The organism is Staphylococcus sp. HMSC055C03 (assembly GCF_001809385.1).
In the GTDB taxonomy this organism is placed as follows: Bacteria; Bacillota; Bacilli; order Staphylococcales; family Staphylococcaceae; genus Staphylococcus; species Staphylococcus simulans.
Genome location: NZ_KV797514.1, coordinates 93,135 through 116,738 on the forward strand (window position 1 = coordinate 93,135; position 23,604 = coordinate 116,738).

20 protein-coding genes, 1 pseudogene and 1 other annotated feature are annotated in these 23,604 nt (G+C 34.8%); of the genes and pseudogenes, 4 read left to right on the forward strand and 17 right to left on the reverse strand.

The genetic code is table 11. From position 1 onward, the window contains the following. Positions 1 to 13: 13 nt before the first annotated feature. The 7 genes and pseudogenes from HMPREF2603_RS10890 to HMPREF2603_RS10915 all read right to left on the reverse strand — a co-directional run bounded on the left by HMPREF2603_RS10890 (position 14) and on the right by HMPREF2603_RS10915 (position 8,900). A complete protein-coding gene (locus HMPREF2603_RS10890) occupies positions 14 to 391 on the reverse strand; it encodes a DUF6262 family protein (RefSeq protein ID WP_000361059.1) in 378 nt (125 codons plus the stop codon). 6 nt (positions 392 to 397) lie between these two features. After that, the gene (locus HMPREF2603_RS10895) at positions 398 to 2,290 is read right to left on the reverse strand and encodes a site-specific integrase (RefSeq protein ID WP_001557544.1); all 1,893 of its coding nucleotides are present in this window, start codon (positions 2,288 to 2,290) and stop codon (positions 398 to 400) included. Beyond that, on the reverse strand, positions 2,287 to 3,372 hold the full coding sequence (locus HMPREF2603_RS10900; protein WP_000868132.1) for a tyrosine-type recombinase/integrase: 1,086 nt from the start codon (positions 3,370 to 3,372) through the stop codon (positions 2,287 to 2,289). Before HMPREF2603_RS10900 ends, HMPREF2603_RS10895 begins: the two co-directional genes overlap by 4 nt. A gap of 133 nt (positions 3,373 to 3,505) precedes the next feature. Then, a pseudogene (gene radC / locus HMPREF2603_RS10905) lies at positions 3,506 to 4,045 on the reverse strand (DNA repair protein RadC); the annotation flags it as partial. Between the two features lie 14 nt (positions 4,046 to 4,059). Then, on the reverse strand, positions 4,060 to 4,779 hold the full coding sequence (locus tag HMPREF2603_RS13145; RefSeq protein ID WP_081600398.1) for a prepilin peptidase: 720 nt from the start codon (positions 4,777 to 4,779) through the stop codon (positions 4,060 to 4,062). Between the two features lie 210 nt (positions 4,780 to 4,989). Beyond that, positions 4,990 to 6,258 carry a bifunctional folylpolyglutamate synthase/dihydrofolate synthase gene (locus HMPREF2603_RS10910; RefSeq protein ID WP_060804785.1) on the reverse strand — a complete coding sequence of 423 codons (1,269 nt, stop codon included), beginning with the start codon at positions 6,256 to 6,258 and terminating at the stop codon, positions 4,990 to 4,992. Positions 6,259 to 6,269: 11 nt separating this feature from the next. Continuing rightward, entirely contained in the window at positions 6,270 to 8,900 is a 2,631-nt protein-coding gene (locus HMPREF2603_RS10915) for a valine--tRNA ligase (RefSeq protein ID WP_060804786.1), read from the reverse strand. A gap of 40 nt (positions 8,901 to 8,940) precedes the next feature. Then, positions 8,941 to 9,154: a binding site (T-box leader), on the reverse strand. A gap of 62 nt (positions 9,155 to 9,216) precedes the next feature. Here HMPREF2603_RS10915 and HMPREF2603_RS10920 point away from each other — a divergent pair. The 4 genes from HMPREF2603_RS10920 (at position 9,217) to pcp (ending at position 12,170) form a co-directional block, all read left to right on the forward strand. Beyond that, the gene (locus tag HMPREF2603_RS10920) at positions 9,217 to 9,777 is read left to right on the forward strand and encodes a DNA-3-methyladenine glycosylase I (RefSeq protein WP_002481139.1); all 561 of its coding nucleotides are present in this window, start codon (positions 9,217 to 9,219) and stop codon (positions 9,775 to 9,777) included. Positions 9,778 to 9,882: 105 nt separating this feature from the next. Further along, on the forward strand, positions 9,883 to 10,581 hold the full coding sequence (locus HMPREF2603_RS10925; RefSeq protein ID WP_060804787.1) for a DUF969 domain-containing protein: 699 nt from the start codon (positions 9,883 to 9,885) through the stop codon (positions 10,579 to 10,581). Beyond that, on the forward strand, positions 10,578 to 11,504 hold the full coding sequence (locus tag HMPREF2603_RS10930) for a DUF979 domain-containing protein (protein ID WP_023016079.1): 927 nt from the start codon (positions 10,578 to 10,580) through the stop codon (positions 11,502 to 11,504). Before HMPREF2603_RS10925 ends, HMPREF2603_RS10930 begins: the two co-directional genes overlap by 4 nt. A 24-nt stretch (positions 11,505 to 11,528) precedes the next feature. Next, positions 11,529 to 12,170 carry a pyroglutamyl-peptidase I gene (gene pcp, locus HMPREF2603_RS10935; RefSeq protein WP_002481142.1) on the forward strand — a complete coding sequence of 214 codons (642 nt, stop codon included), beginning with the start codon at positions 11,529 to 11,531 and terminating at the stop codon, positions 12,168 to 12,170. A gap of 53 nt (positions 12,171 to 12,223) precedes the next feature. Here the strand turns inward: pcp and HMPREF2603_RS10940 are convergent, their stop codons facing one another. The 10 genes from HMPREF2603_RS10940 to tig all read right to left on the reverse strand — a co-directional run bounded on the left by HMPREF2603_RS10940 (position 12,224) and on the right by tig (position 23,575). Then, positions 12,224 to 13,300, reverse strand: coding sequence for an AbrB family transcriptional regulator (locus HMPREF2603_RS10940; RefSeq protein ID WP_002481143.1), 1,077 nt, complete (start codon positions 13,298 to 13,300; stop codon positions 12,224 to 12,226). A 180-nt stretch (positions 13,301 to 13,480) separates the two neighbouring features. Further along, entirely contained in the window at positions 13,481 to 14,770 is a 1,290-nt protein-coding gene (gene hemL / locus HMPREF2603_RS10945) for a glutamate-1-semialdehyde 2,1-aminomutase (RefSeq protein ID WP_060804788.1), read from the reverse strand. Then, positions 14,771 to 15,754, reverse strand: coding sequence for a porphobilinogen synthase (gene hemB / locus HMPREF2603_RS10950; RefSeq protein ID WP_060804789.1), 984 nt, complete (start codon positions 15,752 to 15,754; stop codon positions 14,771 to 14,773). Beyond that, on the reverse strand, positions 15,751 to 16,440 hold the full coding sequence (locus tag HMPREF2603_RS10955) for a uroporphyrinogen-III synthase (RefSeq protein ID WP_057510435.1): 690 nt from the start codon (positions 16,438 to 16,440) through the stop codon (positions 15,751 to 15,753). The genes hemB and HMPREF2603_RS10955 overlap by 4 nt, the downstream gene beginning before the upstream one ends. 24 nt (positions 16,441 to 16,464) lie before the next feature. Further along, positions 16,465 to 17,391 carry a hydroxymethylbilane synthase gene (hemC, locus tag HMPREF2603_RS10960; RefSeq protein WP_002481147.1) on the reverse strand — a complete coding sequence of 309 codons (927 nt, stop codon included), beginning with the start codon at positions 17,389 to 17,391 and terminating at the stop codon, positions 16,465 to 16,467. Positions 17,392 to 17,422: 31 nt separating this feature from the next. Beyond that, complete coding sequence (locus HMPREF2603_RS10965; RefSeq protein ID WP_002481148.1) at positions 17,423 to 18,247, reverse strand: cytochrome C assembly family protein; 825 nt, start codon at positions 18,245 to 18,247, stop codon at positions 17,423 to 17,425. Between the two features lie 22 nt (positions 18,248 to 18,269). After that, positions 18,270 to 19,607 (reverse strand): glutamyl-tRNA reductase, encoded by a 1,338-nt coding sequence (gene hemA / locus HMPREF2603_RS10970; protein WP_060804790.1) that lies wholly within the window; start codon positions 19,605 to 19,607, stop codon positions 18,270 to 18,272. Positions 19,608 to 19,859: 252 nt separating this feature from the next. Continuing rightward, complete coding sequence (gene yihA / locus HMPREF2603_RS10975) at positions 19,860 to 20,447, reverse strand: ribosome biogenesis GTP-binding protein YihA/YsxC (protein WP_023016081.1); 588 nt, start codon at positions 20,445 to 20,447, stop codon at positions 19,860 to 19,862. 148 nt (positions 20,448 to 20,595) lie between these two features. Further along, complete coding sequence (clpX, locus tag HMPREF2603_RS10980; protein ID WP_023016082.1) at positions 20,596 to 21,858, reverse strand: ATP-dependent Clp protease ATP-binding subunit ClpX; 1,263 nt, start codon at positions 21,856 to 21,858, stop codon at positions 20,596 to 20,598. A 400-nt stretch (positions 21,859 to 22,258) separates the two neighbouring features. Then, entirely contained in the window at positions 22,259 to 23,575 is a 1,317-nt protein-coding gene (gene tig / locus HMPREF2603_RS10985; protein ID WP_060804791.1) for a trigger factor, read from the reverse strand. Positions 23,576 to 23,604 lie beyond the last annotated feature (29 nt).

Consider the following 23,604-nt stretch of genomic DNA (forward strand, 5'->3'; position numbering starts at 1 on the left):
TACAGATTAATAATTATTCTTTATTATACAGATCTCCATATAATTTTTGAATTTGGTTCTGTAATTTTTTATTTTCTTTTTCTAATTCCATTACTCTTCTTTTTAAGGTTTTAATAAGGATTTCCTCCGAACGAGAACTTTTCTTGGGTTTTGAGACTACATTTGCTGTTATTTGACGCTCACGAAGGGATTCGATTCTTTGCCTAATATCGTGTTCCTTATAAAGCCATGATTTAGAAACATTAGCTTCCTTTGCTATTGAATTAAAATTAATAACTTTACCTTCAATCGAAAATTTAGAAATCGCTTTGTCTACTTTTTCCCTTGTCTTTTTTGATTTCTGCTTCGCCAAACGTACAATTTCTGTTGTATTTCTAACTTGTTTATCCATTGATAATTACCCCGTCAAACTTCCAATGATTTGTTCTAAACGCTCTTTAACACGGCTATTAGTCTCTACTTGTCTTTGCCATTGTTTATCCTTAGCTATGGCTAATAACTCTTCTGTACGCTCTAACTGTTCTTCGTGCTGTGGTAAGAATTGCTTACTGGTACAGAAGTGAGTGCAATCTAAGCATGCATTCGCATGTGGACAACCACCTGCTACTACTGGCAATCTACAATAACCATTTGGAAGCACTTGTGCATTTATATTTTTCTTGAACCATTGAAGCTCTACATCATCAACTTCATTATCTTCATCTAGATCAAGCACATCTCCATTATTGGTAACCAGTTTTTCCTGAAATTTAGTAAATTCATTTTTTAGAGTTTCATCAAAGATATGAGCGTATCTGCTTGTCATTTCTGGGCTTTCATGCCCCAAAAATTTCTGCACAATATGCTGGGGCATCCCGTTGTTAATCATTCTTGTTCCTACTGTATGGCGAAAGGCATGGGCATGGAATCTATAAATCTCACCTGATTTATCCACTATATTTTGCTCATAAGCTAATTTATTTAACTCACCTCTAAATGTTTCTTGTTTTAATGGCGATCCATCTTTTCTTGGAAAGAGGTATTCACTATCTGGAAATTCCTCTGAAACTTTATCTTCCCGAACTTTAATAAGTAAAGCTACCTCTTTAGATATTGGAACTATATGCTCCTTTTTCATTTTCCATTGATAATACTTTAAAAAGAAATCTCCATCTTTGTCCTCTAATAGACAGCCTTTTTTCAAGGTGCACAATTCACTTATCCTCATTCCACATTCTTGAACAATCATAGTCATCGTAGCTATATATTCGGGTAATTTATCAAGATGACTGTTCAATTGCTCTAGGACGAATTCATCTATAAAGCGTGGTTTTGCTCTTGGTATTTTCGGATAGTCCTCAGAATAAATTAATATTTTGGAAGGAACATCATCCCATTCTAGCCTAAGAAGGGTACTAAATAGTCCTTCCAATATAGAGATCCTCCCAGTTATTGTACTAGGTTTTATTCCCATCATGTTTAGTTCACTTAAATATGCTTCAATTTCCACTCTCGTTAATTGGTGTACTCTCTGAACTTGTTTAAATTTCATGTCCAGAAAATTAAAGAACTCTTTAAGTCTTTGGGCAATATCACTTACATAGGAAAAGCTATCCACGTTCAATCTCAACTTACAATATCTTTTTACAAGTTGTTTAAAATATGTATTCCGAAACCCTTTAAAGTTAATTGTATATTCATATTGTGTTGGGTTAACCTTATCATCTGGCAAAGGTAAGTTACGTCTATCCCAAACGTCTTTATCCCACTCCTCTCCATCAAAATAAAAGTTCTCATAAAACTCCATAAATTGTTTTAGATTAGTAACATAGTAGGAATTAGCTTTTACAGGTGTTTTTTCTTGATTAGCAGTAATCTTATAATTAGTAGTGGTAATTCTAACACCCCGTTTTGTCAAATAAGTTCTATACTCCGTCATTGCTTTTTCAATAGGAACTTCAGTAATTGAAGTAATGCTAGGATACTTTAAATCTAAGAAATCTAACATTTTATTAATTACTGTTCCTTTTCTAATCCAGACAGTTTTTGCATTCCATATTCCATTGTTTAAATGGTAAAAATAAAAATATTTCAATTCTGTTCTTAACCACAGATTTTTAACACGTTCAAAACGAACCCAACGATTCCTTAAAGCAGGATTCTTACTTAATTCTATGGCAGAAGGATGTGGACATTTTCTTATATCCCAACTATTATTAGCCCAAAACCCCTGCATTTCTTCATTCATTACAGCTATTTTTTTGCTAATCTCACTCTGACTAATAATTTTCCTTTTACTAGAAGCATTCATTTCTTATGCTCCTTTCTCTCGAGGTATTTATTAAACTCATTTTTCATATCCTGATCTGAAAGATGAACATAGGTATTTAACGTTGTCTGAACATGTGCGTGACCTAATCTCTTTTGAACGAACGCAACATCCCATCCTTCCCTAATTAGCTGCGTTGCGTGAGTGTGGCGAAGCATATGTGATGTAAATTCTATTCCAGTCCTTTTAACTATTCTTCTAACTAGATCAAGAACACTTTGGTACTTTAGTGGTTTCCCAAAATAGCCTTCTTTTAAGGAAATAAAAACATAATCATGCTCCAATTCCTCACTATACTCATATATCAAGTAATCTGTATAAAGTGACATAAGTTCTTTACTCACATGTATTGTTCTTTCCTTCCTTAATTTAATATAAGCTTCATTAACATTAACATCTCTAGGTGTTAAATGGATTTGATTGTCCCAAGTGACAATATCTTCAAGCCTAAGCGATAACACTTCACCGATTCTTAAACCACCCTCATACATAAGCATTAAAATTAATTTATCTCTTTTCGTATGACAAGCATCAATAATTTGCTTAACTTCCTTTGATCTCAATGTTCTTATCTGTTTCTTTTTAACCCTTAACTTTAAGACATTCTTTTGGTATCTACCCTTATTAACATGATGTAAAAATCCTTTGAAATTTCTTCCCTTTGCTTGTTTAAATACATCAATTGATTTAAATTCTCCTAATCTACTTAAATAATCAAGAAAACTCATAACTACATTTAAAATTGTATTCACTGTCGTTTCTTCTCTTATGGCTTTTTTTGACTGAAGATCAATTACATTTGATGCTGAAGGATATCTCAACCAACCTACGAAGTCTGCTAACAACTCAAAGTTAATATCATTAAGAATAACACCTCTCTGTTCCATGAACTCGTACAGCAACTTTAAATGATAGCAGTATGCCTTAATGGTATTAGGAGACTTACCAGTATTATCTAAGTATTTAATAAATTTCATTACTGGTTCTATTAGCTGGTATTCTTTATCTAGTAATAAATACAATGGATACGGCTTATTCTCCACTTCTATCCTTTGAACCTTCACATGTTCCCACCTCTTTAAATACTTTAACTACTACAAATTATAAACCTTGTTAATTTTTATTTAAAGTAAAATATCCCTTTAATATCTCCTCTTAAACTACTTTAACTACTATTATTTATTATACTATGGTTAACACATCACCAGACGGATGATTATGTACCACAATAATCGCATTGCTCGACCACTTAATAGCTGCTTTAAATACCTCTCTAGGATGCACCACAGAAGAATTCAAAGTTCCTACAAAGATGACTTCATGACGAATTACAATATTCTTTGAGTTCAAAAATAATACCTCAAACTGTTCATGTGTTAAATGCATCATCCTCGATAAAAAATAATCCGCCGCATCTTGGGGTGAATTAATTTTTACTTTCTCTTTTTGATCCGGCGCATTCATACGTTCACCTAGTTCAAACGCTGCCTTTAAAATCACCGCTTTATACATACCGATACCTTTCACATCCATCAAGTCATTTAAAGACAATAGTTTTAAATCTTTAAGCTTCGTTGTTAAATTTAATAAATCTTGCGCAACTTCGACACTAGACCGCCCTTTTCTGCCAGTATTAATCAATATGGCAAGCAACTCGGACTCAGATAAGTGTTGCGCTCCTTTAGCTATAAGCTTCTCTCTAGGTTTATCACAATCAGGTAAGTGTTTTATATTCAAAATGAAACCTCCGTTTAATAAAAGTGAAGTATAAATAATAAGTTAGGATAAAAGATAGAAATAGTTAAAAAGCTGATAAAAATAAAGGGGATAAGTGGCACTTCTAATATTCTACGCTTCGTGAACAAACGAAACATTATCATAAATAAACCACCAATAATAAAAGTCATACAGAATATCATGAGGAAAAATAAATAAGGAAAGACGAGACTGAGTAAAGTGAAAATTAAAATGTCTCCGTACCCTATCGCATGAGGTGCAAGTATAAATAAAATGTGAAGCAAAATTACAATACCAATTTGCGTTATAAACACCTTTGGCGCTAAGGCTATGACAACTATAATAAAAATTAAAACAAAGTGGACGGGAATCGTATGTGTATGCATATCATACAGTGCAGCAACGAGCAGAAATAAATATAAAGCAAGAAATAATGCAGAAGATGGGTAAATTACATTGAAAACAAGCAAACCGATTGGCAATAACGCACATAATTCACCTATAACATGTAATTTAGAAAGCTTATGTCTACAATATCGACATCGGCCTTTTAATATCACAAAACTAATAATCGGAACTAAATCATACCATTTTAAATCATGATGACACGTTTCACATTTTGAACGTTGTTTCATATAACTGAAGTTTAATGTTTTAACAAAACACAGTTGATACAAAAAACTTTCAAGCACTGAAGTGATTAGGACAGCTACAATAACGTGCAGAAGCTTCACCTACTTTCTGAAATATCAACGTTATTATACGTGCTAGGAAGGTCATTTTCAAATAGTATGTATAAAATATTTTATTTTAATTTTTTACGAACAAACACCATATATAATTGTCATTTTTACATGCAGAAAACATTAAAAACTCCTTCTGAAATGGCCGTGAATAAACGTCATCTCAAAAGGAGTTTAGTATTTAATATTTAATTAAAGCCATTAAGCTTCAAAGTTCACTTTTGCTTTCACTTCACTGATGAAGTATAAGCTGCCAGTAATAACCAATGTATCGTCTTCATAATTCTCTACAAAGTCTACATAGTCATCAATTAAAATTGGATCAAAATGTTCTGCTTCATTTGCGATTTCTTCTTTTGGCTTCGCACGATAGAAATCAAAGTCTGTGATATAAACATGATCTGCAATTTGTCCTAAATCTTCTAACATATGATGAATTGGTTTGCCGCTTACAGCTGAGAACAAAATATCAACCTTATCTTTATGATAATAATTTTGAATTGTACTCACTAATGCATCGATGCTTTCATTATTATGAGCGCCATCAATAATCATAAGCGGTTTTTCTTTAACTTCTTCAATACGCCCTGTCCAGCTGACTTCTTCCATAGCTTTAATCATTTTATTGAAGTCTAACTGAATTTGTCCCGCTTCAAACATCACAATTAACGCTGTAATCGCTAAAGCTGCATTTTCTTTTTGATGTTCGCCAAGCATATGCAACGCTATGTTTTCTAATTCATAATCTTTAAAGCGATACGTAAATTCATCTTCTTCTGAAACAACAGAAATATCTTTATCCAACTCATAAGCAGGCGCTTGTTGTTTTTCTGCATATTCACTTAAGTATTTTAAAGCATCATCTTCTATAACAGAATAAACAAACGGCGTATCCGCTTTAATGATATCACCTTTATCTTTAGCAATATCCAAATAAGTTGAACCTAATAAATCTGTATGATCTAAACCAATGCTCGTTAGAATTGTCAAAATAGGTGAAAATACATTTGTCGAATCATTTTTAATACCAAGTCCTGCTTCAACAATCACAAAGTCTACAGGTCGGATCGCGCCGAAGTATAAGAACATCATCGTTGTTATAATTTCAAATTCAGTCGCTGTTCCATATTCAGTTTCCGCTTCCATCTCTTCACTTACCGGCTTCACACGAGCAACCAGGTCAACGATAACATCATCGCTGACTGGCGACCCGTTTAAGCTGATTCTCTCATTGAACGTTTCAATATAGGGTGAAGTAAATGTACCGACATCATAACCATTCTCGACAAGTGCAGCACGTAGATATGCGACTGTAGAACCTTTGCCATTTGTTCCGCCGACATGGATGCCTTTAATGTTTTGTTCTGGATGACCTAGGCGTTCTAGCATCCACTCCATGCGTTTTGTGCCTGGTTTGATACCAAACTTATTTCTTTCGTGTATCCAATATAAGCTGTCTAGGTAATTCATTATCAGGACTCCTATGCTTTTAATTGTTCAATTCTAGCTTTGACGCTATCATATTTTTCTTGATAATCTTCTTTTTTGGCACGTTCTTCATTGATAATTTTTTCAGGCGCTTTATTAACGAAGTTTTCGTTTGATAATTTTTTATCGACACGATCAAGTTCGCTTTGCCATTTATCTAATTCTTTTTCTAAACGTGCAATCTCTTTATCCATATCGATTAAACCTTCTAATGGTAAAATCACTTCACCTGCACCGACTACAGAAGTCATTGCTTTATCAGGTGTTTCGATATCTGTTGAAATGATTAACTCGCTTGGGTGGCCGAAGCGGTCAATGTAATGTTTATTTTCTTCAAGCATTTGAGTGATTTCCGCATTTTTCGTTTTAATATAAATCGGAATTGCTTTTGAAAGCGGTGTGTTCACTTCTGAACGAGCTTGACGGACAGCTTTAATAATTTCTACGACATATTGCATCGCTTGTTTACTGTCTTCATACATAAATTCAGTTTGAACTTGTGGCCAAGCGCTTGTCACAATTGTTTCACCTTCATGCGGTAAGTTTTGCCAAATTTCTTCTGTCACAAATGGCATATAAGGATGCAACATACGCATTGTACGGTCTAATACATAAGATAAGACTGAACGTGTAACTTGTTTTTGCGCTTCGTCTTCACCATTCATTGGAATTTTACTCATTTCGATATACCAGTCACAGAATTCATCCCAAATAAAGTTATATAAAGCACGGCCAACTTCACCAAATTCATATTTATCACTTAAGTCAGTTACCGTTTTAACTGTTTCGTTTAATCGCGTTAAAATCCATTTATCAGCAAGTGATAAGTTTTGAGATAAGTCGATATCTTCAAATTTGAAGTCTTCACCAATATTCATCAAGCTGAAACGTGCAGCGTTCCAAATTTTGTTAATGAAGTTCCAAACTGATTCTACTTTTTCAGTTGAGTAACGTAAATCGTGACCTGGAGATGAACCTGTAGCTAAGAAATATCTTAAGCTGTCTGCACCATATTGGTCGATAACATCCATAGGATCTACACCGTTACCTAATGATTTACTCATTTTACGACCATCTTCAGCACGAACTAAACCATGTAATAATACATCGTTGAAAGGACGTTGATCTGTAAATTCTAATCCTTGGAAAATCATACGTGCAACCCAGAAGAAGATAATGTCATAACCTGTAACTAATGCATTAGTTGGATAGTAGCGTTCAAAATCTTTTGCTTCAGTATCTGGCCAACCAAGTGTTGAGAATGGCCATAAAGCACTAGAGAACCATGTATCTAATACATCTTCATCTTGTGTCCAGTTTTCAATATCTTCTGGTGCTTCTTCTCCTACATAAATTTCGCCTGTTTCATTATGATACCAAGCTGGGATTTGATGACCCCACCATAATTGACGTGAAATTGTCCAGTCACGGATATTTTCCATCCATTGATTAAATGTATGTTCAAAACGTTCAGGTACAAAATTCACACGATTATCTGTTTTTTGATTATCAAGTGCACGTTTTGCTAGAGGTTCCATATTTACGAACCATTGTGTAGATAAGTAAGGTTCTACGATGGCACCGCTTCTTTCAGAATGTCCAACAGCATGTGTGTGATCTTCAATTTTAATCACTAAGTCTTCTGCTTTTAAGTCTTCTACTAATTGGTCACGACATTCGAAGCGGTCCATACCTTCGTATTTACCAGCTTTGTCGTTCATTTTACCTGATTCATCCATGACGATAATAGATTCAAGGTTATGTCTTTTACCTAATTCAAAGTCATTAGGGTCATGTGCTGGTGTTACTTTCATAGCACCACTACCAAATTCAACGTCTACATATTCATCTGCTAAAATTGGCAACTCACGACCGACAATCGGCAAAATAACTTTTCTGCCAATAACATCTTTATAACGTTCATCATTAGGGTTAACGACAATTGCAGTATCCCCTAACATTGTTTCAGGACGTGTTGTAGCAATTTCAATATATCCTTCGCCATCAGCGTAAGGATATTTAAAATGATAGAATTTACCTGGTGTGTCTTCGTGAATAACCTCAATATCAGAAATCGCTGTTTTCGCAACAGGGTCCCAGTTGATAATACGTTCGCCACGATAAATTAAACCTTTGTTATACATATCTACAAAGACTTTTTTAACCGCTTTACTTAAGCCTTCATCTAATGTGAAGCGTTCTCTATCATAATCAAGTCCAAGACCTAATTTCGCCCATTGTTGACGAATAAATGAAGCATATTCTTCTTTCCAGCTCCAAACTTCTTCTAAGAATTTCTCACGACCTAAGTCATGTCTTGAAATACCTTGTTCTTGTAATTTTGCTTCAACTTTTGCTTGTGTCGCAATACCCGCATGGTCCATACCAGGCAAATACAACGTATCGTAACCTTGCATACGTTTCATACGTGTTAAAATGTCTTGTAACGTTGTATCCCAAGCATGACCTAAATGTAATTTACCAGTTACATTCGGAGGTGGGATAACAATCGTATACGTTTCTTTTGATGTGTCTCCGTTAGGTTTGAAATAGCCTTTCTCTACCCATTCTTGATAGCGTCCAGCTTCAACCTCATTCGGATTGTATTTTGGTTTCATTTCCATAGGACAATTCCTCCTTAAAATAAAAAACACCCATTCCTATACATAGGACGGATGTTCCGTGGTACCACCTAAATTCAACATAGTTCATCTATATTGCACTTCATAATGATTAACGCTCAATACACGCTTTAACCTACTGTACTGTTCAGCTAAAGATCTAAGCGGGCTACCTTCAACAGCATCAATTATGTATTTTCACCAACCATACATTCTCTTTGAAATTAATCAACTGTCTACTCTTCCCGAAATCATATTCTCTACTAATTTATAGTATAATAGAACTCTAAAATAAGTCAATGCGAAGGAATGAAATTTTATGAATGAATGTGCATTCAACACAACTGATCCACTCTATATTGAATATCATAATAAAGAATGGGGTCAGCCGCTTTATGATAGTCAAAAATTATTTGAACTAATGGCTCTAGAATCACAACATGCAGGACTTTCTTGGTTAACGATTTTAAAGAAACGTTCTGCATATCGTGATGCTTTCTATCAATTTGACCCTCATAAAATTGCACAAATGACAGAAAAAGATATTGATGAACTCATGGAATTTCCTAATATCGTTCATTATAGAAAGAAGTTAGAAGCAATTGTCAGCCAAGCAAAAGGCTATATTCAAATTGAAAAAGAACATGGCAGTTTTAGTGATTTTCTGTGGTCATACGTTGATAATCAGCCGATTGATTTGCGATATCGTTCATCTAAAGACCGTATCACCGTCGATGAACGCGCTAAAAAAATGTCTAAAGACTTAAAGAAATATGGCTTTAAGTTTATGGGTCCTGTAACGATGTTTTCATTTTTAGAAGCAGCAGGTCTCTATGACGCCCACTTGATTGGTTGTCCTTATAAGCCATCAAAACAGTAGGAACACGGTTGTGTTCCTATTTTATTTTAAAATTTAAAATTATCGTAAAATTCTCTCTATTTTATGCTAGAATATCAAATATATTAAATTTTAAGGGGGCATTTTATGGAATGGTTAAAATTAATAGGTATTCTAGTTATTATTATCGGATTCCTATTTAAGTTTGATACGATTGCGGTTATTTTAGCTGCTGCAATTGTAACCGGACTTGTATCCGGTTTGGATTTCTTTGAAATATTAGACGTCCTCGGCAAAGCTTTTGTCGATAATCGCCTGGTATCTCTTTTCTTATTAACCTTACCTATGGTTGGTTTAATTGAACGATTTGGATTAAAAAAACAAGCAACCGTATTAATCGGAAAGGTTAAATCCATGACCAGCGGACGTTTATTATCCTTATATTTATTAATTAGAGAAATTGCAGGACTCGCTTCCATTCGGATCGGAGGTCATCCTCAATTCGTACGTCCGTTAATTAATCCGATGGTTCAAGGGGCATTGAAAACAAAATATAATTTAAAACCTGAACAAATCGATGAAAAAGATGTGGAGAAAATTAAAGCAGAAGCTTCGGCTATGGAGAACTACGGTAACTTCTTTGGCCAGAATTTATTTGTAGGTGCTGCTGGCGTACTTTTAATGGTCGGTACATTTAATTCACTTGATATTAAAGTCAATGCGGTCAGTTTAGCGCTTGCTTCTGTACCAATCGCAATCATCACAATTCTGATTGTCGTAGTTAAAAATATTTTGTTAGACCGTTACCTAGAACGTAAATACAGAAACAAGGAGGATCAAGCATGAGTCAACATACATTAGATACTATCCTTGAGTTCTTTTATATTTTAATTGGTATCCAATTACTTTATACAGCTTACCGTGTATTGCGAGATCCAAACAAAGAAAAACGTATTGGCACTGCCCTCTTTTGGGTATTGCTTGCGATAACATTTATTTTTGGACCGTATATACCAAACGTAATCAATGGTGCACTTATCTTGTTAATGGGACTATTAACATTAACACGTCAGGTTACTATCAAAAACATTGTGGACGTTACTGAGGAACAAGGTAATCAAGGCGCTGAACGTTTTGGCAATAAACTCTTTTGGCCAGCAGTTGTTTTAGCTGTTGTAGCTGTCATCATTTCAAACTGGACACCTCTTGGTGGCGCCATTGGCTTAGGAATTGCTTCAGTTGTCGGTTTGATTGCTGCGTATTTCATTATCAAGCCTAAAGCAAAATACATGTTATATGACAGTGATAGATTGACACAACAAGTTGGGACAGTTGGTATCTTACCGCAATTCTTAGCAGCATTAGGAGTACTATTTACAGTCAGCGGTGTTGGCAAAGTGATTTCTAACGGTATTTCAAGTTTCTTACCTGAAGGCAATCACTTAATTGGCGCCACTGCGTATATATTAGGTATGGTCATTTTCACAATGTTGATGGGTAATGCATTTGCAGCTTTTACTGTTATTACCGCAAGTATTGGTATTCCTTTCGTCATTGCACAAGGTGCTGACCCTGCAATTGCTGGTGCACTAGCGATGACTGGTGGTTTCTGTGGTACCTTATTAACGCCAATGGCCGCAAACTTCAATACATTACCTGTTGCTTTATTAGAAATGAAAAATGAATTCAGTGTCATCAAAGCACAAATCCCAGTTGCTTTCATATTAATCTTAGTACATATCGGATTAATGTATTTCTGGGCATTTTAATAAACAGATAAAGGAGAAGATAACATGAATATTTTAGTTACAGCTTTTGATCCGTTTGGCAAAGAAAAAACAAATCCAGCTTTAGAAGCAGTGAAGTTATTACCAGAAACAATCGGTGAACATACGATTACGAAATTAGAAATCCCTACTGTATTCAACGAATCGGTTGAAGCTATTAAACAACAACTTAAAATTGAAACATATGATGCGGTACTTGCTATTGGACAAGCTGGCGGCAGATTTGATTTAACACCCGAACGTGTCGGCATTAATGTAGATGATGCAAGAATTGCAGATAATAAAGGTAATCAACCCATTGATGAAGTTATTCAAGAAGATGGCGCACCTGCTTACTTTTCAAATATGCCAGTAAAACGCCTGACACAAGCGATTAAAGATGCAGGTGTTCCTGCTTCACTTTCAAATACTGCAGGAACTTTTGTATGTAATCATGTACTCTATCAATTAGGATATTTGCATGCGACTACTTTCCCTTATATTCAATTTGGTTTTATTCATGTACCGTTCATTCCTGAACAAGTCACGAATAAACCGAATACACCTTCTATGGCGCTAGATACTATTGTTAAAGGGTTGGAAGCGGCAATCTCAGAGTTATCAGCAGATAATCGTGATGAAACTATCGCATTAGGTGAAACACATTAATTTAATAAGATGTATACAAAATAACCGCCCGATGAGGCGGTTATTTTCATGTGCTACTTATTCAGTTTACGCTCAGTATAGCTTAAGAAATATTTTATGATTGGCGCGATTAAGAATAAAATGAAGAAAATTCTAAAGATATGGAAACTAGAAATGATGGCTACATCAGCATGTGTTTCCATCGCAACCAAGACAATTTGACTCATACCTCCGGGTGCTGCACCTAAGAATAAATCATTTAACGGCATATGATTAAAGAGTGATATTAAATAGACCATGACACCAGCTAATAAGATGAGCATTACATTTTGGAAAGCAATAGCAACTGCCACGCGTCCTTTTAAATCATTCATTAATTTAGAAATTTGAATACCGATTCTAATCATATAGGCAATCTGTGCTGCCGCAATTAAATAGTTATCCAGTGAAAATGTTTCATTCGTAAACATGTTCCAAGCAATTAATACCACAATTGGAGCCAGCAATTGCTTCGTTGGAAAATTAATTTTTGCCATTACAAAGTAAACGATCGCAATAGCAACAATCAACAATACGATTTGTCCAATATTCAACACGTGAGTGAGCGGTTCAAGTTCCACCAATTTACTGCTAGATGCTTCTCCGCTTCCACTCGACATAAAATAAGACATCATTGGAACCAAGATGACTACGAAGATAACACGTGAAGTCTGTGTTAAACTCACTACTAATATATTGGCACGCTTGTCTTCCTCAGCCATAATTAACATCTGGCTTAATGCTCCAGGAATAACACTTAACAATGCTGTTTCATTATTTACTTTTGCAATCTTTTTAAAGAAATATGCAATCAGTATTGCCATCCCCAACAGCAATACTGTTACTAAAACAATAGATAACCAGTTTTGCGTAATATCATTTAAAACCGTCCGTGTAAATGTGGATCCAATTTGTACCCCTAGTAAAATTAAACCCAACTGACTGAGCCAAAACGGCCATTCTACTTCCAACTTGAAGACTCGGATACAAATGATACTTGCGATTATAGGACCAAACATATAAGGCAGCATGATATTCATTGCAGATAGAATCAAACTGATAACGATTGCTAGTAATAATACGATAATATTATTACGCAATTTTTTATTCATTGATTACCACTACCCTTATCCCACTACTTTTCATTCATTATCATCATAACACGCTTTATACGAAAGTTATAAGAATTGATTTCTAACCGATATTATAATCGTTCACAAAAATAATTTATACAAAAAGAGAGTGAGACACCTAGAATTTGATGTCTCACTCTCTAATTAAGTGAATTTATATTATTTATTTGTGACGCGTTCAAATGCTTTATCAAACGCTTCAATTGTTCTCTCAATATCTTCTTTTGTATGCGCAGTAGATAAGAATGTACCTTCGAATTGAGATGGTGGTAAGAAGACGCCTTCTTTAGCCATTTCACGATACATTTCTGAGAAGAGTTTCAAGTCACTTTGGTTTGCTTGAGCAAAGTTAGTCACTGGACCTTCATTTAAGAAGTAACCAATCATTGAACCTGCTCGGTTAACTGTTAATGGTATATTATGTTTTTTAGCAACTTTTTTCAAACCTTCTTCTAAAATATCTCCAAGTTCATTGAAGTATTCGTAGCTTTCTGGTGTAAGTTGACTCAATGTTTCATAACCACTTGTCATTGCTAATGGGTTACCTGATAATGTACCTGCTTGATAAATTGAACCCACTGGCGCAATTTTATCCATAATTTCCGCTTTACCGCCGAATGCACCGACTGGTAAACCGCCACCGATTACTTTACCTAAGCAAGTTAAGTCAGGCATAACATCGAAGTAACCTTGTGCACAGTTATAACCAACTCTGAAGCCAGTCATAACTTCGTCAAAGATTAATAATGAACCATACTCATTCGTGATATCTCTTAATCCTTGTAAGAAACCTTCAATTGGTGGAACAACCCCCATATTACCTGCTACAGGTTCTACAATCACGCCGGCAATGTCATCGCCATACATTTCAAACGCTTGTTTAATCGCATCTAAATCGTTATAAGGCACTGTAATCGTACTTTTTGCTGTTCCTTCAGGTACGCCAGGAGAATCTGGTAAACCTAAAGTCGCAACACCAGAACCCGCTTTAATTAAAAGTGAGTCACTATGACCATGGTAGCAGCCTTCAAACTTCACGATTTTATCGCGGCCTGTGTAACCTCTAGCCAAACGAATTGTATCTTGAGTTGCTTCCGTACCTGATGAAACCATTCTGACTTTTTCAATTGATGGTACACGGTCGACTACAAGTTCTGCTAATTTAATTTCTTCTAATGTAGAAGCACCAAAACTTGTACCTTTATCGACTGCTTTATGCAAGCTGTCAATCACTTGTTTGTTTTCATGACCTAAAATTAAAGGTCCCCAGCTTAATACATAATCAATATACTCATTTCCATCGATATCATAGATTTTAGAACCTTTACCATGATCCATAAAGATTGCTGGCATATCTACAGATTTAAATGCACGAACTGGACTATTCACACCGCCAGGCATTAATTTTTCTGCTTTTTTAAATGCTTCAATAGACTTTTCGTAACTCATTTATTTGTCCTCCTTATCTAAATAACGACAAACATCTTTCGCGAAATACGTAATAATCATGTCTGCACCTGCACGTTTCATTGAAACCATTTGTTCCATAACGTTACGTTCTTCGTCAATCCATTCTTGTAATGCAGCTGCTTTAACCATACTGTATTCACCGCTGACATTATATGCGATAACTGGAACATTCGTTCTTTCTTTAACATCTCTGATAATGTCTAAGTAACTTAACGCAGGTTTCACAATCATCATATCTGCACCTTCTTTTAAGTCACTTTCAAGTTCAAGTAGTGCTTCACGACGGTTAGCTGGATCCATTTGATATGTTCTGCGATCACCAAATGATGGTGTTGATTCAGCAGCATCACGGAATGGACCATAGAAACTTGATGCATATTTAATACCATAGCTCATGATTGGAATATTGTAGTAACCTGCATCATCTAAACCTTTACGAATTTCAGTCACAAAACCATCCATCATATTACTTGGCGCAATAATATCAGCACCCGCTTCTACTTGAGAAATTGCTGTTTTCACAAGCAATGGTAATGTTTTATCATTATCAACATCATGTGTATGATCATCAATTAAACCGCAGTGGCCATGATCTGTATATTCACATAAACATGTATCTGCTAACACTAACATGTCTGGATAAAGTTTTTTAGATTTTCTAGTTGCCTGTTGAATGATACCTTCATGTGCATAAGCACCTGTACCCACTGAATCTTTTTCATTTGGGACACCAAAGAACATCACCGCTCTGATACCTAAATCATAAGCTTCTTGCAATTCTTCTTCTAGGTGATTCAAGCTGATTTGATAAATCCCTGGCATAGATGGAATTTCTTGTTTAACATCGTCTCTTTCTACGACAAAGATAGGATAAATCAAATCTTCTTTACGTACGTGATTTTCTCTTACAAGACTGCGCATTGATTCATTAATACGTAATCTTCTGTGTCTATCAAAACTCATTTAAGATTCCTACTTTCTTTTATTGTATAGATTAAACCATCAATTGTTTGTTTTCGTGCTATGACAGCATCATAACCATTTTTACGAACTGTTTCATAAGTTGGTTGACCAATAGCATAACACTCAAAATCAGGTTGTACTTGGCAGCGTTTTAATGCTTTAAAAAAGTTCTCAGCGGAAGATGAACTCGCAAATGCAATACCATCAGCTGACTGTTCTTTTAACAACTTAATCGCATAAAGAATATTCTGTTGATGCTCAACAGGTTCATATAAATCAATTTTTACCACATCTGCCCCACGTTCTTTTAATACCTCTTCTAATATAGGTCGTGCTGCTTTACTGCTGGGTATAAAAATAGAGGCTCCTTCTTTGAACGTAAACTTATCTAGAAATCCTTCTTGCGAAAAATCTTCAGGACAAAAATCTACTTCTATACCATGTTGTTCACAAAAGCGTTGTGTTTTTTCACCTATAACTGCTACCTTTTCATAGCGTAATAGTGAAAGATACGGTAAAAAATATCGCACTGCATTTTTAGAAGAAAATACAAGCCAAGTATAAGAACGATTTAATACAGAATCATCAAAAGCGAGTGGTTCTAATTTAATAAAAGGCAAATGTATCCACCTTTGATCTTCTGTTGGCATTGAACTAGATTGCGTCATTATGACTGATGCACTCATAGCAATTCATCTCCGACTTATAGATTAGGCTTCATCATTTAATGCTTTAATGATTTCATATGCACCTTGTTCTTTCAAGACATCACTTGCTGCTTTGCCAAGTTCAACTGGGTTTTGTCCGTTAACTGTATGTTCAAAGCGTTGCTTGCCGTCTGGTGACATGATCAAGCCTGTAAATGTTAGCTGTCCGTCATTATCAACAGTTGCGTAACCTCCAATAGGGACTTGGCAACTACCGTTCATTTCTTTAAGGAACGTACGCTCTGCAGTAACGCATTCTGCTACGCTTTGATTATGCACTTTTTTCAACAGGTCTAAAAGTTCTTCGTCATCACTACGACATTCAATTCCTAGTGCACCTTGACCGATTGCTGGAATGAGTAAATCTGGTTGTAAATACTCGGTAACGATATCATCAGACCAACCCATTCTACGTAGGCCTGCAGCTGCGAGAATAATCGCATCATAATCTTCAGTTTCTAGTTTATTAAGTCTTGTATCGATATTACCTCTAATCCATTTGATTTCAAGATTAGGGTATTTTGCTAGAATTTGTGCGCCACGTCTTAAAGAACTTGTACCAACAATGCTACCATCCGGTAAATCTGCAAGTTTCACATGATTTTTAGAAATAAATGCATCAAATGGAATTTCTCTATCAGGAACACAGCCAAGTGTTAGCCCTTCTGGTAATTCACTTGGCACGTCTTTTAAAGAGTGAATGGCTAAATCAATCTCATGGTCAAATAAGGCTTGTTGTATTTCTTTAACAAACAAACCTTTACCCCCGACTTTAGAAAGTTGTCTATCTACAATCTGATCACCTTTTGTGACGATTTCTTTGATTTCAATATCTAAATCTGGTTGTACCTCTTTTAACTTTTCAATAAATTGACGACTCTGAGTCAATGCCAATTTACTTCTTCTTGAACCAACGACAAGCTTACGCATGCCAACGTCCTCCTCTGCATAAGGTTATACTTTATCCGAAGAAATTCGGAAAATGAGAAATAAACAATAAGTTGAACATACTGAAAAGATAAATCAGCATATTAAATAAAACATGATTTAAAGGGCTTACCCATTTTCTTGTTCGTAAGAGAATGTAGATACCATAACAAATCATTACAATTATTGAAGATACCACTTTAGGATCTAGCAAAATATTGAAACCTATTGTCTGAAAACCCCATTGTGCGCCTAAAATTACTCCGATAATTAAAATAACTAATCCGATGACTGTTGAATAAAACGTCATCTTTTCTAAGCTGTACACACTACCTATTCTAAAATATTTTTGATCGAAATGCTTGTGTTTAAGGTTACGATACTGCAATACATATAACACACCATTTACAAATGCGAGTGAAAATAATGCATAACTGATAATGGCCAGCGAGACATGTATAATCAACAATTCATGATTAACATTGAATTCTGCATCTCGAATATATGTTTCATTTGGTCTGAAGGTATGTATCGACATCACAACAAACCCAATGGCATTAAACAAAAATATAGAAAAGTCTAAATGTTTTACAACACTGATGACTATAGAAATCGATAAAATCATCCAGTTCAAAAAATAAAACACATCAAAGACCGAACCGAGCGGAACCGCTCTGGCCATATTGATATATAAAGACAAAGAGATTGTTTGCAGTAACCAAACAATCCCTAGTGTGTAGAACCCTAAGGTTCTAATTTTATGATTCTTTTTAAAAAAATCATAAAAATAGCAAGAAATACTGAGTAAATAAATCAGCAAGGTTACTTCATGGAAACGCACGAAAAATATATCTTGCATATCATCACCATACTATGGCTGTTTAATCAAAACCTAAGATTTGTCTTGCTGAAAGTCGGCGTTCTTTTTTTGCAACACTCTTTTCATATTCGCTTTCAGCTTCAATATCAAAGATATTTTGGAACAGCTCTAATTTTTCACTGCTATTTTTATCATTACTCAATTCTTTAGCTTGTTTAATCGGATCTTTCAACATTTGATTAATGATACTTTTAGTATGTTTAGAAATCACTTTACGTTCACGTTCACTTAAATCAGGTAATTTACGGTCAATGCTATCCATAGTTTCTTGTTGGATATGCATTGCTTTTTCGCGTAAAGCTCTGATAACAGGAACGACACCTAACATGTTGACCCAATCGTTATGCGTTGCGATTTCATGTGGAATTTGTTCAGCGATTTGTGCTGCTGCTGCTTCTCTTTCACGTAAATTAGCATCAACAAGTCCTTTAAGGTCATCGATATCGTAGCTGAAAATGTTCATGTCGGATTCAATAGCTGGATCAATATCTCTAGGTACCGCAATATCGATTAAAACCATTGGCTCTTGTTTACGTTGACGTTTTACAGATTCCATCATATTTCGAGTAATAATATAGTCAGATGCACTTGTTGAACTAATTACTATATCCGCATTGACTAATAAGTTTTCTAATTCTTCCATAGTGGCATAAGAAGCTTGATGCTTCTCTGCTAATTGACGTGCACGCTCAGCTGTTCTATTCACAACCGTAACATGTTCGATACCTGAACCCATTAGGTTCAGTAATGAGAGTTCACTCATTTCGCCAGCACCAATAATCACAGCGTGTTGTGATTTAAGATTGCCGAATACTTTTTTAGCTAATTCTACGGCTGCATATGAAACACTGACAGCATTATCAGCAATATCAGATTCATGATGTGCACGTTTCGCAAATGTGATTGCTTGTTTAAATAAATGATTGAAAATCGTACCTGTTGTACCAACTTCTTGTGCTGTAAAGAATGCATCTCTCATTTGGCCAAGAATTTGTGTTTCCCCTAACACAATAGAATCTAAGCCTGAAGTTACATTAAATAAATGTTCTACAGCTTCATCCCCCACCAATGCTTCAGACATTGATTTGATTTCTTCAACTTCTAAACCGAATTTACGCGCTAAAAAGCGTTGGATGTAATAACGTCCAGTGTGAATCTGGTCTGCTACTGCATAGACTTCTGTTCGGTTGCATGTTGATAAAATCACGTTTTCTAATATTGATTTAGTTTCAAATAAATCAATATGCGATTCTTGTATGGCATCAGCTTTGAAAGCAACTTTCTCTCTCAGTGCTACATCAGCGGTACGATGGTTGATGCTTATCGCAATTATATGCATTTTTAACGCCCTCCATACTATTGACAATACACTAATTATAACACACAAATTTAAACCTTAAAGTCATCAAACCTTTTTAATTAGAAATATTCTAATCTAGAAAAGGTCTAGTCATAATTTTGTCATATTTCACTTTAAATGCTAACTACATCCATATTATTGACACATTTGCTAAAAAGTTGATACTCACAGTCTTTATCATGATTCATAGGTTTCATAAATAATAAAGGTCATCTTTTTACATAAAACTCATTATAAATAACTTTGAATCGCATTCCATATCACTTGTTGATTCTTATTATTTATCGATGAATAACTGATAATTGTATCTTCACTTTCCATTTCAAGTTTTTCTCTGATCACTTTAAGATGCTTTTGAATCTTACCTTTGGCGATTTTATCTTGTTTCGTCGCAATGATTAAAACCGGCAGATCATAATACTTTAAAAAATCATACATCAGTACATCGTCTTGAGTCGGCGCATGTCTAATATCAATTAATTGGATTACCAGCTTCAATTGTTCACGTTCAGTAATATATTTTTCTATCATTTTACCAAACTGTTCTCTCTGTTTTTTACTTACTTTCGCATAGCCATAACCTGGTACATCCACAAAAACAAGTTGTTGATCTATATCATAAAAATTCAATGTTTGTGTTTTCCCTGGCTGTTGTGAAGTTCTTGCCATATTTTTACGTCCAATCATACTATTGATGAACGTTGATTTGCCTACATTTGAACGCCCGCTTAACGCCACTTCATCAAGTCCTGTTTCTGGATACTGATCGGGTTTGACTGCACTGATTAACAGTTCTATATTATTTGGGTTGATATTCATATTCGACCTCTTTTCTACTACTTTTAGATTGATTCGCGTTTCATTATATCAAATTTTAATTTTAAAAGTGAATCTATTATCAAAAATGCCCATAAAAATAGCACTCTCCTACTCTCAACAGAGTAAAAGAGTGCTTGATTTATCTAAACTATGCAGAAGTTTTTTCTAAATTCACTTTGTTTCCTTCCGCATCGTACAATTCTGGTGTAGATTCATTATTGATTGTATCAGCAGTGATAACCACTTTTGCTACATCATCTGTAGATGGAATATCATACATGATTTCAATTAATGACTCTTCAATGATTGAACGTAAGCCACGTGCACCAGTTTTACGTTCGATAGCTTTTTCAGCAATCGCTGATAAAGCTTCTTCAGTAAATTCTAGTTCAACATGATCTAGCTCAAGCATTTTTTTGTATTGTTTAACTAACGCATTCTTAGGTTGCGTTAAGATATTTTTCAATGCTGAAATATCTAATGTTTCTAAGTTTGCGACAATTGGAATACGTCCGATAAATTCTGGAATTAATCCATAAGATTGTAAATCTTCTGGACGAATGTGTTCTAATAGTGCACTTTCATCAACTTTCGCCGCTTCATTGCTTGCGAAGCCGATTACTTTTTCACCTAAACGACGTTTGATGACATCATCGATACCATCAAAGGCACCACCAAGGATAAATAAGATATTCGTTGTATCAATTTGAATAAACTCTTGGTTAGGATGCTTACGTCCGCCTTGAGGTGGAACACTTGCAGTTGTACCTTCTAGAATTTTAAGCAATGCTTGTTGAACACCTTCACCTGACACATCACGTGTAATTGAAGTGTTTTCTGATTTACGTGCAATCTTATCAATTTCATCCACGTAAATAATACCTTTTTCAGCTTTATCAATATCAAAGTCAGCTGCTTGGATTAAACGTAGTAAGATATTTTCTACGTCTTCACCAACATAACCTGCTTCAGTTAAACTTGTTGCATCCGCAATCGCAAATGGAACATTCAATGTTTTAGCTAAAGTTTGTGCAAGTAATGTTTTACCGCTACCTGTAGGTCCGATTAAAGCAACGTTACTTTTTTGTAGTTCTACATCGTCATCATTCGGTCCTAGTTGTTGGATACGTTTGTAGTGGTTGTATACAGCAACAGATAATGATTTCTTAGCTTTTTCTTGACCAATTACATAGTTGTTTAATTGATCCATAATCTCTTTCGGGGTCGGTAAATCTGTAAATTCTTCTGTAGCAGTTTGCGCAAGTTCTTCTTCAACAATTTCTGAACATAATTCAATACATTCATTACAAATGTACACGCCGCTACCAGCTACAAGTTTCTTAACTTGGTCTTGGTCTTTACCACAGAAAGAACATTTCAATTTTTCTTCATCTTCATTGAACTTAAACATTTATTATTTACACCTCTATTCCATAAAGACTATACTAAAACACTTTATAGTATGCAATAAATGTGTTTATAGACTTTATCGTTTCTTTTAAAACCTGTATATATCCGACATTTTTGCAGGTTTTAGTTCATTTACAATTATTTTTATTTTATCTATGGTGATTTCATTACTTTATCAACTTGTATATTGAATATATCATTTTGTAAAGGTTATGCAACAAAATTGCTTACAAACAATATAGCACAAGCATATCTAAAACGAAATGATTTCGACCGTAAATCACTGTAGAGGATGAAATCACATGTTTTAATTCATATGATGCACATGCATCTCAGTATGAATCAGTTATCATGCAACTTCACCCTCTACCTATTCATTTATTCAATTGGAAATGAATGAATTATTTTTCTTCTTCTTTGTTATCTTCTTTACCTTCAACAAATTTAGCATTGTCTACTAATAAATCGATAACTTTTTTAACACGTACATCACCTTTAATTAAGTCAGTGTTGCCTAATGTTTTCTTGATATCTTCAGCAGAGATACCGAATTGTGTGCTCATTGCTTCTAACTCTTTATCAACATCTTCTTCAGATGCTTCTACGTCTTCAGCATTCGCAATCGCAGTTAATGTTAAGTTAGTTTTAACACGTGCTTCTGCGTCGTCTTTCATTTGTTCTCTTAATTGAGATTCATCTTGACCAGAGATTTGGAAGTAAGTTTCTAAGTTAAGACCTGATTGTTGAATACGTTGTTCGAATTCTTGCATCATACGGTTTAACTCAGTGTTAATCATAGCTTCTGGAATATCTACTTCAGCATTTTCAACTGCTTTGTTGATTGCTTCTTCTTTTTCAATATTTTCAGCATTGACTTTCTTTTCTTCTTCAAGACGTTTGCGAAGATTTTCTTTATATTCATCAACGCTATCTGCATCTGAATCTAATTCGTTCGCAATTTCATCGTCTAATTCTGGAACATTTTTGTATTTGATTTCATTGATTTTTACTTTGAATGTTGCTTCTTTACCAGCTAATTCTTCAGCGTGGTATTCTTCTGGGAATGTAACTTTAACGTCTTTTTCTTCACCAGTTTTTAAGCCAACTAATTGTTCTTCGAAACCAGGGATGAACATACCTGAACCGATTTCTAAATCGTAACCTTCAGCTTGTCCGCCTTCAAATTGTTCACCATCAACATAACCATCGAAGTCTAAGTTTACAGTATCGCCTTCTTCAACTGCACCATCTTCTTTGATTACCATTTCAGCTAAGTGACCTAAGCTGTGATCAATTTGTTCTTGTAATTCTTCGTCTGTTAATTCAGCATTTTGTCTTTCAATTTCAAGACCTTTGTATTCACCAAGTTTTACTTCTGGTTCAACTGTAACAGTAGCGTTGAATTTCAAGTCTTTACCTTTTTCGATTTGTGTTACTTCGATTTCTGGTTGATCAACTGGTTTGATACCAGTTTCTTCGATAGCTTCACCATAAGCTTCTGGTAATAAGATATCTACTGCATCTTGGTAAAGTGCTTCTACACCAAAACGTTGTTCAAAAATTTGGCGAGGAACTTTCCCTTTACGGAAACCAGGAATATTTACTTGTTTAACTACTTTCTTGAATGCTTGATCGATTGCTTGATCTACTTTTTTAGCAGGAACTGTAACTTCTAAAACGCCTTGGTTACCTTCCTTTTTTTCCCATGTTGCTGTCATGTATAAAAACCTCCATGATAATCCTTTTT